Source organism: Pseudoalteromonas sp. MSK9-3 (assembly GCF_003590335.1).
GTDB lineage: Bacteria > Pseudomonadota > Gammaproteobacteria > Enterobacterales > Alteromonadaceae > Pseudoalteromonas.
The window spans coordinates 15529-30214 of the sequence record NZ_MIET01000010.1 but is presented as its reverse complement, the minus strand read 5'-3'; the positions used below and the strand labels follow the sequence as shown (position 1 = coordinate 30214).

Genomic DNA, 14686 nt, shown 5'->3' with positions numbered 1-14686 from the left:
ATTCTACATATCTTAATGAGATAACCAAGTAAGAAAACTTAAAATATTGCTTTAAAGGTATTTAATAGCAATTACCTAAAATAGGTTTTTTACTTTTTGTTTATAGATATAAAGATTAGAAATGCGATAATACTCATAAAACAATTAGCAACCTTTAAGCTCTTCTGTTGCTCAGCACCCATTGACTCATGCTGACTAATATAAACATTGGCTATTATTTACGATGAAGGTCTAATATCCATCACGATGCTATTTTTAAGTGCTTAAATTAATGTAGCTTTACAAAAATAACTATCTGTGTGGTAAGAATGAAAAGTCAGTCAAAGAAAAATTACGACATTATAGGTAAGCACTATGCCATTTAAGCAATCTCTGCGCATTGTGGCGACAATATTTTTTATCATGGTCGCCATACAATTTATCAACACCTTCTCTCACGGATTTGTCTCGCAGTTTGGCATCTATCCACGGACTCTAGAAGGCCTTATTGGGATCCCCCTAGCCCCCTGGATCCACCATAATTGGGGACATCTCGCCTCCAACGCAATTCCGTTGTGTATATTGTCTTTTTTGACTTTGCAAAGTGGGCTGAAAAAGTTTGCTTTAGTGTTTACTTTTATTACGCTAGCAGCTGGTAGCTGTGTGTGGTTATTAGGATCAAGCGCACATCATGCGGGTGCTAGTTTAATGGTGTTTGGTCTGTGGGGTTACTTGCTTGGTTTGGCTGTTTTTCAGCGTAATATGAAAAATATAGCCATCGCAATATTGGTCTTTTTTATCTATGGGGGACTGGCATTTTCTCTACTCAGTTATCAACCTAATATTAGCTGGAGCAGTCACTTTTTTGGTACGGTTGCAGGCTTGCTCAGTGCCTATTTATTTAAGAAACACAAATAGAATAACCCACTAAGTTTTCCAATTGAAAAGGCAGTATACCTACTGCCTTTTCAAAACTCGTTATAACTCTACAACGACTTTACCCATACCTTGACCACTGGTTAAGCGTGCATGAGCGCTGCCCACGTCCTCTAAATTAAACTGCTGTGTATCTAAAATAGGCTGGAGTCCACCCAACTCAACTATACGCGTCAATTGCTTCAAAACATGTGCATGAGCTTCACGCTGGTGATTGTGTAACATTGGGATCAGCATAAACACAACATGTAAAGATAAGCCTTTAAAATGCGCTTGCGATAAATCTAGCTCCACCATAGAAACCGTTGACGCAACCTGACCATTCAGCGCTGCTGCGGCGAATGAATTCGCCATATTTTGCCCACCAACAGAATCAAAAACCACGTCAAACCCAACCCCTTGAGTATGTAGCTCCACATAATCTGCTACGCTCTGAGTTTTATAATTAATGGCTGTAGCACCCAATTGTTCAATTAATGCTAATTGCGCATCTCCCCCACCGGTGGCAAATACCTGTGCTCCAAAGTGCTTTGCCAATTGTAATGCAACATGCCCTACCCCACCAGAGCCGCCATGGACCAGTACGTTTTGACCTGCTGTAATGTTTGCGCGCATTAACCCTTCATACGCGGTAATACCAACCAAAGGTAAGGCGGCGGCTTCACGCATTGATAAGTTTTTCGGCTTTAGGGCAATCAAGTTGGCGTCAGCAAGCATATATTCAGCAAGCGAGCCTTGTAAATCAGCAAGCCCACCAGCACAACCATAGACTTCATCACCCACGTGATAGTCTACAACGCCTTCACCAACCTCAGTAATAGTACCAGCAAAATCCATCCCAAGTATCGCAGGAAGAGCCGGAGCCAGGGGAAGATCATTACCCATTTGACGGATCATGGTGTCAACCGTATTCACACTGGTCGCTGCCACTTTAATCACCACATGTCCTACTTTTACTTGCGGTTTTTCTACCTGTGTTAATACAAACTCATCTTCATTACCGAACCGATTTATCACCATAGCTTTCATACTTAGTTCCTCTGCGTTATCTCGTTATTTATTCATGTTTCATTTAATAATTGGCAGTATATAAACTAGAAATTACATTGATAATAGCGCAGTATACAGAATCACTTTTTAGATTTTGTTGATAATTATGCAGATAGAGCACCTTACGCTATTCATTAGAATTGCTGTCACACATAACATAAGTATGGCGGGTAATGAGCTGGGTTTATCACCTGCGGTCGCAAGTGCTCATATTAATAAGCTAGAAAGTACACTGGGCGTTAGGTTGATCCATAGAACAACGCGTAAAGTGAGCCTCACAGAGGAGGGCAAAGCATTTTTACCTCATGCTGAGGATGTTATCGCAAGTGTAGAAGCAGCAAGAGCCTCTGTGGGCGCAGGCAGCTTCTTACCTCGGGGCACCTTACGAGTGGCTGCCCCTGCTTCTTTTGGTCGTATGCACTTAGTGCCTATCATGGCCGACTTTTTAGCACAATTCCCCGATTTAAAAGTCGATTTAAAGCTATCCGATACCATTGTTGATTTGGTTGAAGGCGGATTCGATATTGCCATTCGTAACTCTGAACTGAAAGACTCCACACTCATCGCCCGCAAACTCGCACCAGATCACCGTATATTATGCGCATCCCCCGCTTACATCACGCAATATGGACAACCTAGCTCTCCACATGATCTGACAAACCATAAATGTATTTCACTGATAGGTTTAGAAAACTGGGGGTTTCGTACCGACGAGGGGCAAACAGTAATAAAAACAACGGGAAACTTTAGAACAGATAACGGCGAAGCAATAAGAGACGCCTGTATTAATGGCCTTGGTATTACCATAAATTCGAAATGGAGCGTCTATAAACACTTAAAATCTGGTAATTTGGTTCAAGTATTACCTGACTACCCTCTTGTCTCTGACACCGCTATTTGGGCACTTTATCCAAGTTCTCGATTACTTGCGCCTAAAGTCAGAGCGTTTATCGACTACTTAGCTCAACATTTCGTAAACGCCTCTCAATGGGAGGACTAAAAACTAAAAGCCTTATTTTAAAGCTCGCACTATGCTGCCATAAAATAAGGCTCTTGGCCCGAATGTTTTGCTTTACGTTTAAAACTTCCTTTTCCTTTTTTCGCTTTTTCTACTTTTGTTTTAAACAACGGGCTGGTTACTAAAGCTTTAAGTGCATTATCTTTAATTTCACCACGTTGATGCGCATGGTTTATGTGTTTTTTAGGCATGTGTTATCTCTATATAAAGTTGTTTGAATAATGATACAACGTGTCTAAAAGTAACACAATTAACCGCGATTACTTAACTCAATTATAGGTTATTACTCATTGATACCGAATGCCAAATGTTCACAAAAACCCCTTTACTCTTGGTGAAAAAAAGCGCAACATAAATACACACCATACCTTATGGTATGTATTTATGTTGTGACTATATAAGGGAGATTTATGTGGAAAGTAACGGCAAGACCAATACCAAAAAATGACTTTTTAGCATCAATGCGCACCAAACATAGTTTTCGAGATGCGCTAAGTGCACCACTGAGTAAACCCACTTTAAGTGCTGCAAAAGCTCAGCTAAGTATTTTCTCTCACATGCCAAAGTGGGTAAATACATTAATGTCGATACGAAATAAGATTGTTAAATACTTTGGCTTTAAGGTCGGTACCACTACCTCTTTAGAAATGAAAAAAACAGACCTAAAACTTGGTGATGCTGCGGGGTTCATGACGGTAATTTCAGTGAAAGATCACGAAGTGATAAGCTTTGCAGAAGATAAGCATATGCAATTTTACATGAGTGTAACTACAGATGATCAGCAGACTACTGTCTCGACATTAGTGAACCTTAAGACTCCCATAGGTCGATTATATATGGCGCTGATCACACCTTTTCATTGGGTGATCGCTCGAGTTGTTATACATAACGCAGTAAAAGAGCAACGCTTATGAACTCAAAGCAGCCCCAGTATAATAAAACTCAATGGCTTGATAATGCGTTAAAGCACCTTATTCAATTCGGGCCGAAACAGCTTAAAATTGCTAACTTGTGCAATGCATTTAATGTCACAAAAGGGTCTTTTTATCATCACTTTAAAAACCGTGACGACTTCATTCATACCTTAATGCAATATTGGTTTGAACAAACAACACTCAATTTTATTGCACAAGCAGATACACAAAGTAGTCCTCTCGAAAAGCTCAATAGACTCGATCAGGTGATAGCCAATAATAATATTGAAGCAGAAGTTCACATCAGAGCGTGGTCTTTAACCGAACCGTTCATTGCTGAGCACCTCAAAAAAATTGACACACACCGTCAAAGCTACTTACAAACCTGTTATCAAGAGTTGGGACTCCCTGCTGAGTTGGCCCACAAACTTGCCATCATGTCATATTCCCAATTCTTAGGGTTATTACATTTGAAGCCACAGCCCAGTATTCATCAATGCTTAGAATTATCTACGTTATTAGCGAAATCATTTTTACAAGATATACATAAGGACATCTAGCAATGCAATTAACAAAATATTCAGGATATATACTCTGTGCAACGGCCATACTTCATACAACTGTCGGATTAATTTTTGGGTGGTCAACACTCGCTGACATGCATCAAAGTGGATGGTTTAGCTCGACAATTATTCACGGAGAAATGAACTTCCAAAGAGAAGCCATTACTTGGTTTTTGGTCACAGGTTTTTTTTGGATGACACTCGGTTTGACACTGCAAACAGCTATAAATCAGGGTTTTTCACTCCCGAGCCAGTTAGGCTGGAGCTTTACACTAATCGGCATTGGGCTGGCATATATCATGCCTGAATCTGGCGCTTACTTGTTTATTGTACAAGGGGGATTGATACTATTTGAAAACGCGAAGCGTGGTAATAGCATATCCAGTAAAGTGACTTAAAGATATAAACCCATCCTTGCTGTAAAGTTATGCTCGCTGCATTGGTTAAGCGCCCATAACTTTACAATTGCTCCTCACATGACGAGTAAAACCATTATGGGTGCTCTGAACACATTCCTAATAACTGCCATGCTTCATTAGTACTGCTTGGTTCAGTATTTAACCACCAACGCGCCTGATAAATCGCGCCCTGATGTGTGACTTTTTCACCCGCTAAGTAAACCTGCTTTGGTTGCCATAAAGGCGCATCACACAGTAATTGTAGCTCGCCGAAAAAGCCGGTAATACTCGTTAATTTGTTACCTTTTGTAGTGCCAAAATCAACGCCTTTTGCAATAACGACGCTACCGCTTAACGCGGTAATTTCCCAATTAAACCTTAACACGCCAAGATCATCATTGCCATGCACATCAATATTTGAGGTTAGCCTAGCGCTAATAGGCCAAAGCCCAATTTTTTTCATTTGAGTTTGAAAGCCCCCAATCCACTGACTAACATCGCTAATATTATCAATCGCTAAACCCGATGAAGTCGGATCTTTATACGTAAAGCTTTCAACGGCAACTTCTCTAAGGTGTAATTGGCGAGTGCTACCATCTTCAATTTGCCAAGTTTGCATATACTGTAAAACATTAGACTTAACTTGATCTACCTCCTCTAACACGGCTTCTGGCGCTGCAAATGCTGTATTCATAATACTCGCGATTATCAATAATGATATTTTTATAATGTTGTTCATCTTTCTTCCTAGAAACGAATTGAATCCATACATTAAACGAAATAAAACGCTTATCTTCCCTTTCGATGGAAAAGGACAGAATTAATAATTAAAACCATATTAAACAATAAGTAAGATTTTACTTAGTATGCCTTTCGCATTCAGAGTTACTCATTTTGACTCGTGCAGTCAGATGCCCTGTAAAGTAAATCGCACGATCATGAGCGAACATCCATGGACCTATTACGTGTAAAAAATGTAGCTGATGAAGCACTGAAAACGCTCGCATTTCACGATTTTTTCACATAGCCTGTGTGAACCTAAATAAAGGACCTAGCAATGACTAACGTGGAGTTTTTATGGTGCGTGCAAATTTAAAAGTGTTAGTAGTTGAAGATCACAATGATATAAGTAGTAACATCGCCGATTACTTTCAAACACAAGGTGCTAGTTTAGATTTTGCCATGAATGGCGAACAAGGACTTAATATGGCGCTCAATGAGTATTTTGATTGTGTTATTTTAGACTTAATGTTGCCAAAAATAGATGGCCTGCAAGTATGTGCCAAATTACGAGAGCAAGCGTCTCGTCATATACCAGTAATTATGCTCACAGCGCGAGATACACTAGACGATAAGTTGATTGGGTTTCAGCAAGGTGCTGATGATTATTTAACAAAGCCATTTGCGCTGGAAGAACTTTGGGTTCGCTGCAATGCACTAGCACAAAGACACTTAATCAACTGTGATCATACCCTGCATATTGGCCCGTTAACTTTAAACAAGCAAACTCAGCAGGTACAGCGGGCAAACAACGATATAACTTTACAGCCTATTCCATTACAAATACTGACAATATTAATGGAAGCCCACCCCAGAGCAGTCAGTCGCTCTGAGCTATGTGATAAAATATGGGGTGAAGACATAACCGATTCAGATGCACTTAGGTCACACGTCTATCAGTTGCGAAAAGCCATCGATAAACCATTTGATGAGCCGTTAATCAAAACACTCCATGGTATTGGCTTTGCGCTATCATGTAATGCCATAACTGGTGCTGCTTTATGAGAACCAATCAATTACGTAATCGTATTGTTACCCACTTTATTGGGCTGACACTACTCATGAGTGTACTTTACGGAATTCTTAGTTTTATATTTGCCTATAACGTAGAAGATCGGTTTTTTTATCTATTACTTAAAGATGAACAAGCCACTGTTCAAACACAAATCGCAAAAAATTTAACCCCAGATCCTAAACTCGACTTTATAAAATACTACCCAACCACTGACGTATTGCCTAATACCGTTAAGTTGGCTTTAAAAAAAGCACCTGATCAGCGTGAGTTTTCAACCGATGATGGCTTGTATTACCATTTATATAATATGGAACCCGGATACCTAGTTGCAGAAGTGAGCGACCATCTAGTTGTTAGGCAATTTAAAGAAGAAATGATCTACTTATTACTCATATTACTTTCAATATTAGTCGTTATTGCTATTGCTATTGGAACAACCTCTCACCGTTTAGCTAAGCAACTTTTAAAACCGCTAGATAAAATTATGGCTATTTTAGATAATGCGCCTGTCGAGAAGCTGCCTCAAGGGTTTGCGAAACAATTTAAAAATGACGAAATAGGTACGTTCGCTCTGACTCTCGAGTCCGCATTAGCACGTATCAAAGCATTTATAGACAGAGAACAACATTTTACTCGCGATGTATCACATGAACTAAGAACGCCAATAACGATAAGCCAAGGAGCATTGACACTATTACAGCAAACCAGCCTAGATCCTCAGCAGAAAGAACTCGTGCAGCGTATAAATAACGCACAACTGCAAATAGAGCAAAGCCTAGAGGTATTACTTGCATTAGCCCGCGAAGAGCCAAAAGCATATGAGCCTTGTAAGCTCTTGCCTTTGGTTGAGAAAAGTATTTTACAGCAATACCAATATCTAGCAGATCCTAACATTAACATTGAAGTGAGTATTGACCAAACACAACGCGTTACTGTCGATCATACCCAGCTACTTATTCTCTTAAACAACTTAATAGGTAATGCATTTAAATATACCAGTAGCGGGACAGTCGCTATTTCATATAATAATGACGTATTAAGCATTAGCGATACCGGTAAAGGGATCTGTACTTCACTCAAAAATAACGCGCTCGATGCTGGTGTAAAAGGAAAACATAGTTCAGGACTCGGTCAGGGCTTAAATATTGTAAAACGTTTATGTGAGCAGCTAAAAATAGAGTTTTCTATAACAAGTAGTAGTAATGGAACCCATGTTCAACTGAAATTTTCATAGTTCAATGACACAGTATAAATAGACAGTAAGTGCGCCTATACCATTTCAACTATATAAAAATAAAAAGCTTTATATAAATAAAAAAATATGAAACAGTAGTAGTTCAACTTTTTAAAGGAATAAAGATGATAAAATTAAATAAAAAAAGCATAAAAAAACTGAGTGGAAATAGTGTGAATTTATCACAGGGTCAGACGCCAAAAGTAGCCGGTGGTGGTAACTTCACTCGTGGTGCATGTTATAGCGTAGGGTGTGATACAGCAGTATTTGCAGGGTGTGCAACCGGTAGAAACTGCTATTCAGCCCCAGGAGAGAACTGCAATACAGTATTTTAATCAATAGGTAAAAGGAATACAAAAATGAAAATTAAATTAAATAAAAAGAACATTAAAAAGTTAAGTAATGATGTAACCTCATTACCAAATAACCAAACACCGCAAGTCGTAGGTGGTAATTTAGCTACTCGTGGAGCCTGTGAAACACTTGGATGTGATACAGCGGTTTATCTAGGGTGCTATACTGGCCGTGCTTGTTATTCCGCAGTAAATGAAATCTGCCCAATGCCATAATATAGAATAGTCCAGTGGAGGGGGGATTAGTTTTCTCCTTCACTTATAAAAATATAAATTAATATTATTAATAACCTAAAAACAATACATCCCCCAGACCTAAAAACTATAATAAGGTTAGCGTTTTAATGAACAAGCGGGCTGCTCCTCCTTGTTTATCAGTCAAATCTGGTACAAAATACAACGCGTTAATATTTTCTTTAATCACGCCTTTATCACTTGACCACATTGGTGTCCAACCGGGACGCGAAAAGCTTTCAAGAGAAACCGTTTTACTTATAACAATCCCCGTTTGGGGCAGTTTTATTTGATAATGTGCGTAGCTTTTATCACCCTGCCCACCATAGTCTTTTTGTGACAACTTAATAATAAGTGGTTTATCACTTTTATAGGTTAACGATATAGCTTTTACATCAGCCAATGACCCGTTCGGTAGGTCATAAATTAACTCAACCCATGAGTTATTTTTCTTATCAACGCGGGGGACACGAAAAAACTCGATACCAACTTGGCCATTTTCAACTAGTGGCCCACTTAATATCACTTTGCTTCCATGCGGATCTGTGGCATAACGCCAATCTTCTGCAATCAAATGTTCTGTATGAGCCACATTGACACAGCCGCTTAATGTAATGCCTACTAACCAAGCAAGTCCTCGAAAAACCATAACATTTCCATACTTTTGAGTTTAAAAATATCTTATATAAGATGGCGTAAAAGAGATAGCAAAAAAGGCCACTGTATTTTCATACACTGACCTCCAAAACCTTAGTATGTAATACTACTTTGACCTTTAGACTAGCCTTTATTTAGACGCACTTAATAGCTCAGCGTAATTTACGCCTTGTCCAACAAGTAGAGTTTTGACAATAAAGTTAGGCTTCATATCTTGAACAGCTCTTTCTAGACGGCGTAAAGGCTCATTAACATGTTCAAAACCTAATGCCCAAGTACCGTAGCCCCATGGAATAAACACTTTACAACCCAAGTCTTGTGCAGCTTGTACTGCATCTTCTGGTGACATATGCATTTTTCTTGCCCCGCGAGGGTACGCTACAATAGGCATTAAACATACATCTATATCGCCTACTTTTTGCTGTATATCTTTAAAAATAGGGCTATAACCCGTATCTCCGGCGAAATAAACTTTATGCTTACCATCATCCATTAACCAACTCCCCCACAAGCTTTCATCTGTATCGAATGCACCATGACTAGATGTATGATTTGCAGGTAAAAAGTGAAGGCCGGTATTATTATGTTGAGTTTGTGTATACCACCCCATTTCAACAATAGGGCCTTGCTGATAATTCACATCATCAGCGGTATCCAGTGGCAAGTACAAAGTGGTGCCGTCATTAAAACTATTCAAAGAATCATTGTTTAAGTGATCGTAGTGATTATGAGACACCATGACCCCTGTTACAAACTGCAATTGGTCTGCTTTTATCGGAGCTTCACCCAAGCGATTTAAGTCATTAATAACCTTGCTTCCAAGCCAGCCATAGCCATCAAACTCCCCAAAAACAGGATCTGTCACCAATGCATCACCATTTGTTTTCTGTATTAAAAAACTTGCATGTCCAAGCCATGTGATATGCCCGACATTTCCTTTGCTTATTTCAAAAGTAGGCGAGAGTAACTTCTCATATTCAAAGCCAAACGTCTTATCAATACCTGAGTGCGCAAAACTGATCATGCCCTGCTCAACCACTTTCTTTTCAGTTGGTAATAAAAAGTCTACTTCATCATAAGCATGGTGAGGGCCATTCCCTTGATGCGTACTAGGGTACATATTTTGATATTTCTTTCCTGTTACTGAAAATAATTCATTCTCAATACGGGTGATACTTTGTGAGCAAGCACTCAAACACAAAGTACTAATAAGTGTAAGTAAAAGTCTATTTTTCATGGTTACAATACCTTACCTAAAACATGCACTCATCGTACATTTGCGGTTCATTAAAATCTTAATCACTTTTTATTATTGTTCGAAAATAGAAAACAAAAAGAAAAACAATAAAAATAAGCATCAATATCAATAGAGTAACTAAAAAAACTCAGACATTACTATTTCAAGGTTACGATCGGTATTGACGCATAGCAACCTTCCCTAGCAACACTAAATGTACTTCAACCAAGCATTGGCGCTACAGAGGTGTGGTTGAGAATAATTAACCTCAGCTCTGGAGAAGCGCATTTGCCCAATAAAGCTATTTTTCTCACTCTCGGCGTTGCTTTCATTTGTAATAGCTCGCTATTACAAATGAAAGCGCCTTGATATTGAGCAAAATAACATCATTGGATTGTAGTTAAGTTTGTTTACAAAATATTTTCTATTCCAAAACCCTTATCCAAATCTGAGGTTAATTAAACTGGCCTGACATTTTCATCTCAACGCATTTTTTGTCTAATTTAACGAAAATCACTGAAAAAGAGTAAAGTTATAGTTAACTTGAAAGAACATTGAAATTATAAGGAATATAATGAAAGATTATAAAAAGCTTGGTGTACTCATCTTTTCCCTCTATTTTTCTAGCGCGCTCTATGCACAAGAACTCACATTAACCACACAAGATAAATTCACTCTCAAAGCGGATTTTTTTGAGTCTACAATAACAAGCCATAATGCCGTATTAATGCTTCATCAGTGCAACCATAACAAGAACATGTATGAAAGTATTGGTAATATGTTATCTCGCCAAGGTATACATGCGCTTAGCCTCGATTTTAGAGGGTTTGGAGAAAGTAAAAATCAACAATATAATATCGAGAAAATAAGAGACCTACCTGAAAACAGCCGACGTGCTGCTTGGCTAAATCTATCTAAACATTGGCCAAGTGATGTCGCGCTAGGGTACAATTTTTTGAAACACAAAACAGGTAAAAATGGCCAAATCGCAGTCATTGGAGCAAGCTGTGGTGGGGCTCAAGCCATATCACTTGCACAAAGTGCGCCTACTTCAGCCATGGTATTTTTTTCATCGGCTCAAAATGACGATAATATTCGCCGTTACCAAACAAGTTTAGCAAACACCCCCACCCTCATTATTGCCGCTGAACAAGATGGAAATACTTACATTAGTGCCAAAAAGCTGTTTGATAGTGCCACACACAGCAACAGTAAATTCATCAGTTACAAAGGCGCTGAACACGGGTACCCTCTATTTAAAAAAGACCTTAACTTAGAGCAACTTATCGTAAGCTGGCTAACCCAACAATTATAACTTGATTCATTCAAGCTTATATCATGACAACCCTAGAAGCCTCAGTTCACTTACACTGAGGGTTCACTCCAAAAAATATGCAGCTACAGGGTTAACAACATAAGATATTATAGGAACAATCAATCCTACAATAATACACACTTGCAGTAGTTCATTACTCGGTAAATAAGGGTCTATCCAGCCGGGAATAAAATACACCAATGGCACAAGTGCGACATAGTTAATGAAAGCAAGAAGGTGTGGATTAATCGATGTCATGGTTTTGTCCCTAAAGTATTTAATTAAATACTATACCTGTCTAGTTATCACTGTCACAACCACAACTTCAAGGTCATTTTTTGCTTCAATACGAATACCATCACTACGCACTAAGCTTCCTTCATCAGCCTCATAATTATCATCACCACTGGAGACTAAAGCATTGCCTTTACTCACATAAATCAACACATCGCTGTTTTCATTGAAGACTTCTCCTGTACTCAAACGTACAATATCTATGGTGGTCGAACTGTAAAATGTGTCAGTTTGCTTCTTACTACCACCATAGATCCGGGTAACCCCATGCTGTAATGAGTAATGCTTAAAAGCTGCTGGCTCACCTAGCTCATCCGGTAAAACCCATAGCTGTAGCAATCTATTTTTGCCCATGTCTGGGTTTACTTCGTTGTGCTCAAACCCTTCTCCACCCGCTCGCTGTACCTGCGCTTCACCCGCAACAAGGCTTTGCCCATGCTCTAATGATCCTTCATGACTAATGCGTCCATCCATCATAATGGTAATTACATCAATTTCTTTGTGCGGGTGCATATGTGTCTCGCCCATCGGGTTAAATCTAGCGTCAGCAAGGTAAACAAAATTACCAATGCCTTCGAATGTGTCTGGACTTTTTCTACCAGCAAACACCCGGCTATCAGTCACCAAACGATGCTCAGTTAAACCCGCAAACCCACCCAATGGTAATGAGTCTTTTGTTAATATTTGCATATTATCCCCCTTTATTGACTTATCATCTCGTTGATGTGCTCATAGTACGCCCCATAATTAGATTGATATATACACTATTATTGATATGATATTCTCATATTTAACAACAATTATTTTATTACTGTATGCAGCATGATTTAAATGACATGATGGTTTTCTTAGCGGTGGTAGAAGCGAGTAGTTTCACTTTGGCAGCGGATAGGTTGGGGATCCCCAGAGCAAACGTCAGCCGAAAATTATCACGCTTGGAAACGCAATTAGGCATCACGTTATTAGAGCGCTCAACGCGATCGCAGCACTTAACCGAAGCGGGTAAACGCTACCTTGTCCACTGCAAACGCATTCAAGAAGAGATAGATTTAGCCAACAACTCAGTCGTTGAATTACTCAATAATTACAAAGGCCAGCTTAAAGTAGGTGCATCCGTTGCAATGGGTCAGCAAGTGCTGCGTCCTGCATTGGGTCAATTCATGCACAAATACCCTGAGATCAACGTCCAACTAAATTTAGTGAATCGCAGAGTTGATTTTATTGAAGAAGGGTTCGATGTCGTAATACGTATAGGCCAGTTAGATGATTCAACGCTTATCGCCAAAAAGCTTGGCAGTATTTCCCGTAAGTTGTTTGCCAGCCCAAGTTACCTCGCGCAATACGGTACCCCAACTGCAGTAGAACAACTTGCAGAACATCAGCTGCTCATTATGAACCCCGCAAATAACGATACTCGATTACACTTAAGTTTAAATAATGGTCAGTCTTTTACGCTTCTCAACAAACCTCGCTTACTGGTTGATGATTTTGCTTTACTCAAACAGTCAATGCTAGATGGATTAGGCATTGCTGTACTACCTGAATATATGTGTACTAAAGAAATAAAGACAGGAACCTTAGCTCAGATCCTGCCAGAATGGGGAATGCCGGAAGTCGATGTTTACGCACTCTACCCTCGAAACAGGGCAAAGTTGCCGAAAGTAAGTGCGTTTTTAACTTTTATTACTGACGTATATCAGCAAGTCCTAAATCGTTGAACCTCATAGAGTTAAAAACTAGAACCGATAGCTTATATACCCACCAATACCTTGTTTGTTAGCACTGTCCGCCGTGAAGCCGTTTTTTACTGGGTCAAAACTAGAGTAGTTAACAAACACGCCTGTATCTAAGTTTTTAGACAGTGCATAATTCATTGACACCGACGCTTCATGTGCCGTTGATTGCGTCATATCATTTAAGCTTCTGAGTGTGTAGTCAGCACTTATCACCACATCCTCAAGTACTTGATGCTGTACGCCTAAATTAAATCGATATTCATCCGCATTTTTATCCGTATGCTGTACATTCCAAAACACATATTGCGCACCAAATAGCAAGGCTGTATCTTGCGAGTAGACATATTTACCCGTAACATCAGCACCATAGCCTAGTACGTCAACATTGCCTCGCCCTGACTTTTCGTACATACCTTTTAAACCTGCGCCCACAGTCAGTTCAAGGCCTAAATCATTATTTCCTCTCTCTAAAAATCGATAACGAGTATGGCCTAAGCCGATTGTCCAATCATCGCTTAAGCCATACTGTGCATCAAGACCAACTTCAATGCCGTCTTCATCACCGTTTTTACCGTAACCCAAAGCGCCAACAACTTGTAATTCACTGTCTTGTACCGTCAGTGATCGAGTGACTAAATTACGATCACTTAACTCATTAGCCTGGCTAGCGCCAACACAGAATAATGCTGCTAAAAAAGAAATTTTATTTAACATGTTATGTCCTATTACTTGCTTCAATAACAACGATAATACCGACACAACCTGTAATATTCGTGTGCTTAGCTGTAGGAAAGTGTGCGCGAATTGTGAAAAAGTGAAAGCTGGGTGTTTATATTAATGAGGGGCACTTTAAGCGAAAAAATAACACGCAACTCACTTATACTTATTTATAAAAAATAAATTAAATATTGCTTTACGTTATCGATTTTAATAAGATGCGCCCGTTCAAGAGATACCCCAAATTCATTTAATC

19 protein-coding genes are annotated in these 14686 nt (G+C 39.2%); 11 read left to right on the top strand and 8 right to left on the bottom strand.

Going from position 1 to position 14686, the window contains the following annotated elements; translation table 11 throughout:
- The first annotated feature begins 354 nt into the window (after positions 1–354).
- A complete protein-coding gene (locus BGP78_RS03520) occupies positions 355–897 on the top strand; it encodes a rhomboid family intramembrane serine protease (protein WP_119860112.1) in 543 nt (180 codons plus the stop codon).
- Positions 898–957: 60 nt separating this feature from the next.
- Here BGP78_RS03520 and BGP78_RS03515 read toward each other — a convergent pair whose 3' ends face one another.
- The gene (locus BGP78_RS03515; protein ID WP_119860111.1) at positions 958–1944 is read right to left on the bottom strand and encodes a zinc-dependent alcohol dehydrogenase family protein; all 987 of its coding nucleotides are present in this window, start codon (positions 1942–1944) and stop codon (positions 958–960) included.
- Between the two features lie 127 nt (positions 1945–2071).
- Here BGP78_RS03515 and BGP78_RS03510 point away from each other — a divergent pair, with 127 nt between their 5' ends.
- Positions 2072–2965, top strand: coding sequence for a LysR family transcriptional regulator (locus tag BGP78_RS03510; protein WP_119860110.1), 894 nt, complete (start codon positions 2072–2074; stop codon positions 2963–2965).
- Between the two features lie 29 nt (positions 2966–2994).
- Here BGP78_RS03510 and BGP78_RS03505 read toward each other — a convergent pair whose 3' ends face one another.
- Positions 2995–3174 (bottom strand): alternative ribosome-rescue factor A, encoded by a 180-nt coding sequence (locus tag BGP78_RS03505; protein WP_119860109.1) that lies wholly within the window; start codon positions 3172–3174, stop codon positions 2995–2997.
- Between the two features lie 219 nt (positions 3175–3393).
- On the opposite strand from BGP78_RS03505, the gene BGP78_RS03500 reads away from it, so the two are divergent.
- Genes BGP78_RS03500 through BGP78_RS03490 form a run of 3 tightly spaced genes read left to right on the top strand, consistent with a single transcriptional unit; the run spans position 3394 to position 4858 of the window.
- Positions 3394–3897 (top strand): DUF2867 domain-containing protein, encoded by a 504-nt coding sequence (locus BGP78_RS03500; protein ID WP_119860108.1) that lies wholly within the window; start codon positions 3394–3396, stop codon positions 3895–3897.
- The gene (locus tag BGP78_RS03495; protein WP_119860107.1) at positions 3894–4457 is read left to right on the top strand and encodes a TetR/AcrR family transcriptional regulator; all 564 of its coding nucleotides are present in this window, start codon (positions 3894–3896) and stop codon (positions 4455–4457) included. The genes BGP78_RS03500 and BGP78_RS03495 overlap by 4 nt, the downstream gene beginning before the upstream one ends.
- A gap of 2 nt (positions 4458–4459) precedes the next feature.
- Positions 4460–4858: a DUF6463 family protein gene (locus tag BGP78_RS03490; protein WP_010365800.1), complete on the top strand. Its 399-nt coding sequence runs from the start codon at positions 4460–4462 to the stop codon at positions 4856–4858.
- 94 nt (positions 4859–4952) lie between these two features.
- Here BGP78_RS03490 and BGP78_RS03485 read toward each other — a convergent pair whose 3' ends face one another.
- Positions 4953–5597, bottom strand: coding sequence for a carbohydrate-binding protein (locus tag BGP78_RS03485; protein ID WP_182912211.1), 645 nt, complete (start codon positions 5595–5597; stop codon positions 4953–4955).
- A gap of 338 nt (positions 5598–5935) precedes the next feature.
- Here BGP78_RS03485 and BGP78_RS03480 point away from each other — a divergent pair, with 338 nt between their 5' ends.
- From BGP78_RS03480 to BGP78_RS03465, 4 genes are all read left to right on the top strand, one after another.
- Positions 5936–6643 carry a response regulator transcription factor gene (locus tag BGP78_RS03480; RefSeq protein WP_119860105.1) on the top strand — a complete coding sequence of 236 codons (708 nt, stop codon included), beginning with the start codon at positions 5936–5938 and terminating at the stop codon, positions 6641–6643.
- On the top strand, positions 6640–7887 hold the full coding sequence (locus BGP78_RS03475; protein ID WP_119860104.1) for a HAMP domain-containing sensor histidine kinase: 1248 nt from the start codon (positions 6640–6642) through the stop codon (positions 7885–7887). The genes BGP78_RS03480 and BGP78_RS03475 overlap by 4 nt, the downstream gene beginning before the upstream one ends.
- 125 nt (positions 7888–8012) lie before the next feature.
- Entirely contained in the window at positions 8013–8222 is a 210-nt protein-coding gene (locus tag BGP78_RS03470; protein ID WP_010365796.1) for a hypothetical protein, read from the top strand.
- 24 nt (positions 8223–8246) lie between these two features.
- Positions 8247–8456, top strand: coding sequence for a hypothetical protein (locus BGP78_RS03465; protein ID WP_119860103.1), 210 nt, complete (start codon positions 8247–8249; stop codon positions 8454–8456).
- Between the two features lie 106 nt (positions 8457–8562).
- On the opposite strand, the gene BGP78_RS03460 is transcribed toward BGP78_RS03465, so the two are convergent.
- Positions 8563–9123 carry a hypothetical protein gene (locus BGP78_RS03460; protein ID WP_119860102.1) on the bottom strand — a complete coding sequence of 187 codons (561 nt, stop codon included), beginning with the start codon at positions 9121–9123 and terminating at the stop codon, positions 8563–8565.
- A 138-nt stretch (positions 9124–9261) separates the two neighbouring features.
- The gene (locus tag BGP78_RS03455) at positions 9262–10368 is read right to left on the bottom strand and encodes an MBL fold metallo-hydrolase (RefSeq protein WP_119860101.1); all 1107 of its coding nucleotides are present in this window, start codon (positions 10366–10368) and stop codon (positions 9262–9264) included.
- 574 nt (positions 10369–10942) lie between these two features.
- Here BGP78_RS03455 and BGP78_RS03450 point away from each other — a divergent pair.
- Entirely contained in the window at positions 10943–11683 is a 741-nt protein-coding gene (locus BGP78_RS03450; protein ID WP_119860100.1) for an alpha/beta fold hydrolase, read from the top strand.
- A gap of 63 nt (positions 11684–11746) precedes the next feature.
- Here BGP78_RS03450 and BGP78_RS03445 read toward each other — a convergent pair whose 3' ends face one another.
- Together BGP78_RS03445 and BGP78_RS03440 are read right to left on the bottom strand one after the other, a co-directional pair.
- Positions 11747–11941: a hypothetical protein gene (locus BGP78_RS03445; protein ID WP_119860099.1), complete on the bottom strand. Its 195-nt coding sequence runs from the start codon at positions 11939–11941 to the stop codon at positions 11747–11749.
- Between the two features lie 30 nt (positions 11942–11971).
- Positions 11972–12667, bottom strand: a complete 696-nt coding sequence (locus tag BGP78_RS03440; RefSeq protein WP_119860098.1) for a pirin family protein — start codon at positions 12665–12667, stop codon at positions 11972–11974.
- A gap of 125 nt (positions 12668–12792) precedes the next feature.
- Between BGP78_RS03440 and BGP78_RS03435 the strand changes: the two genes are divergently transcribed.
- Positions 12793–13695: a LysR family transcriptional regulator gene (locus BGP78_RS03435; protein ID WP_119860097.1), complete on the top strand. Its 903-nt coding sequence runs from the start codon at positions 12793–12795 to the stop codon at positions 13693–13695.
- 18 nt (positions 13696–13713) lie between these two features.
- Here the strand turns inward: BGP78_RS03435 and BGP78_RS03430 are convergent, their stop codons facing one another.
- The gene (locus BGP78_RS03430; RefSeq protein ID WP_119860096.1) at positions 13714–14427 is read right to left on the bottom strand and encodes a hypothetical protein; all 714 of its coding nucleotides are present in this window, start codon (positions 14425–14427) and stop codon (positions 13714–13716) included.
- Positions 14428–14686 lie beyond the last annotated feature (259 nt).

Bases quoted from the DNA above. Each gene is read 5' to 3' on its own strand.
- BGP78_RS03435 (WP_119860097.1), top strand. From the start codon at position 12,793: ATGCAGCATGATTTAAATGACATGATGGTTTTCTTAGCGGTGGTAGAA.
- BGP78_RS03500 (WP_119860108.1), top strand. From the start codon at position 3,394: ATGTGGAAAGTAACGGCAAGACCAATACCAAAAAATGACTTTTTAGCA.
- BGP78_RS03460 (WP_119860102.1), bottom strand. From the start codon at position 9,123: ATGGTTTTTCGAGGACTTGCTTGGTTAGTAGGCATTACATTAAGCGGC.
- BGP78_RS03440 (WP_119860098.1), bottom strand. From the start codon at position 12,667: ATGCAAATATTAACAAAAGACTCATTACCATTGGGTGGGTTTGCGGGT.
- BGP78_RS03470 (WP_010365796.1), top strand. From the start codon at position 8,013: ATGATAAAATTAAATAAAAAAAGCATAAAAAAACTGAGTGGAAATAGT.
- BGP78_RS03505 (WP_119860109.1), bottom strand. From the start codon at position 3,174: ATGCCTAAAAAACACATAAACCATGCGCATCAACGTGGTGAAATTAAA.
- BGP78_RS03515 (WP_119860111.1), bottom strand. From the start codon at position 1,944: ATGAAAGCTATGGTGATAAATCGGTTCGGTAATGAAGATGAGTTTGTA.
- BGP78_RS03495 (WP_119860107.1), top strand. From the start codon at position 3,894: ATGAACTCAAAGCAGCCCCAGTATAATAAAACTCAATGGCTTGATAAT.
- BGP78_RS03520 (WP_119860112.1), top strand. From the start codon at position 355: ATGCCATTTAAGCAATCTCTGCGCATTGTGGCGACAATATTTTTTATC.
- BGP78_RS03480 (WP_119860105.1), top strand. From the start codon at position 5,936: ATGGTGCGTGCAAATTTAAAAGTGTTAGTAGTTGAAGATCACAATGAT.
- BGP78_RS03445 (WP_119860099.1), bottom strand. From the start codon at position 11,941: ATGACATCGATTAATCCACACCTTCTTGCTTTCATTAACTATGTCGCA.
- BGP78_RS03465 (WP_119860103.1), top strand. From the start codon at position 8,247: ATGAAAATTAAATTAAATAAAAAGAACATTAAAAAGTTAAGTAATGAT.
- BGP78_RS03510 (WP_119860110.1), top strand. From the start codon at position 2,072: ATGCAGATAGAGCACCTTACGCTATTCATTAGAATTGCTGTCACACAT.
- BGP78_RS03490 (WP_010365800.1), top strand. From the start codon at position 4,460: ATGCAATTAACAAAATATTCAGGATATATACTCTGTGCAACGGCCATA.
- BGP78_RS03485 (WP_182912211.1), bottom strand. From the start codon at position 5,597: ATGAACAACATTATAAAAATATCATTATTGATAATCGCGAGTATTATG.
- BGP78_RS03475 (WP_119860104.1), top strand. From the start codon at position 6,640: ATGAGAACCAATCAATTACGTAATCGTATTGTTACCCACTTTATTGGG.
- BGP78_RS03450 (WP_119860100.1), top strand. From the start codon at position 10,943: ATGAAAGATTATAAAAAGCTTGGTGTACTCATCTTTTCCCTCTATTTT.
- BGP78_RS03430 (WP_119860096.1), bottom strand. From the start codon at position 14,427: ATGTTAAATAAAATTTCTTTTTTAGCAGCATTATTCTGTGTTGGCGCT.
- BGP78_RS03455 (WP_119860101.1), bottom strand. From the start codon at position 10,368: ATGAAAAATAGACTTTTACTTACACTTATTAGTACTTTGTGTTTGAGT.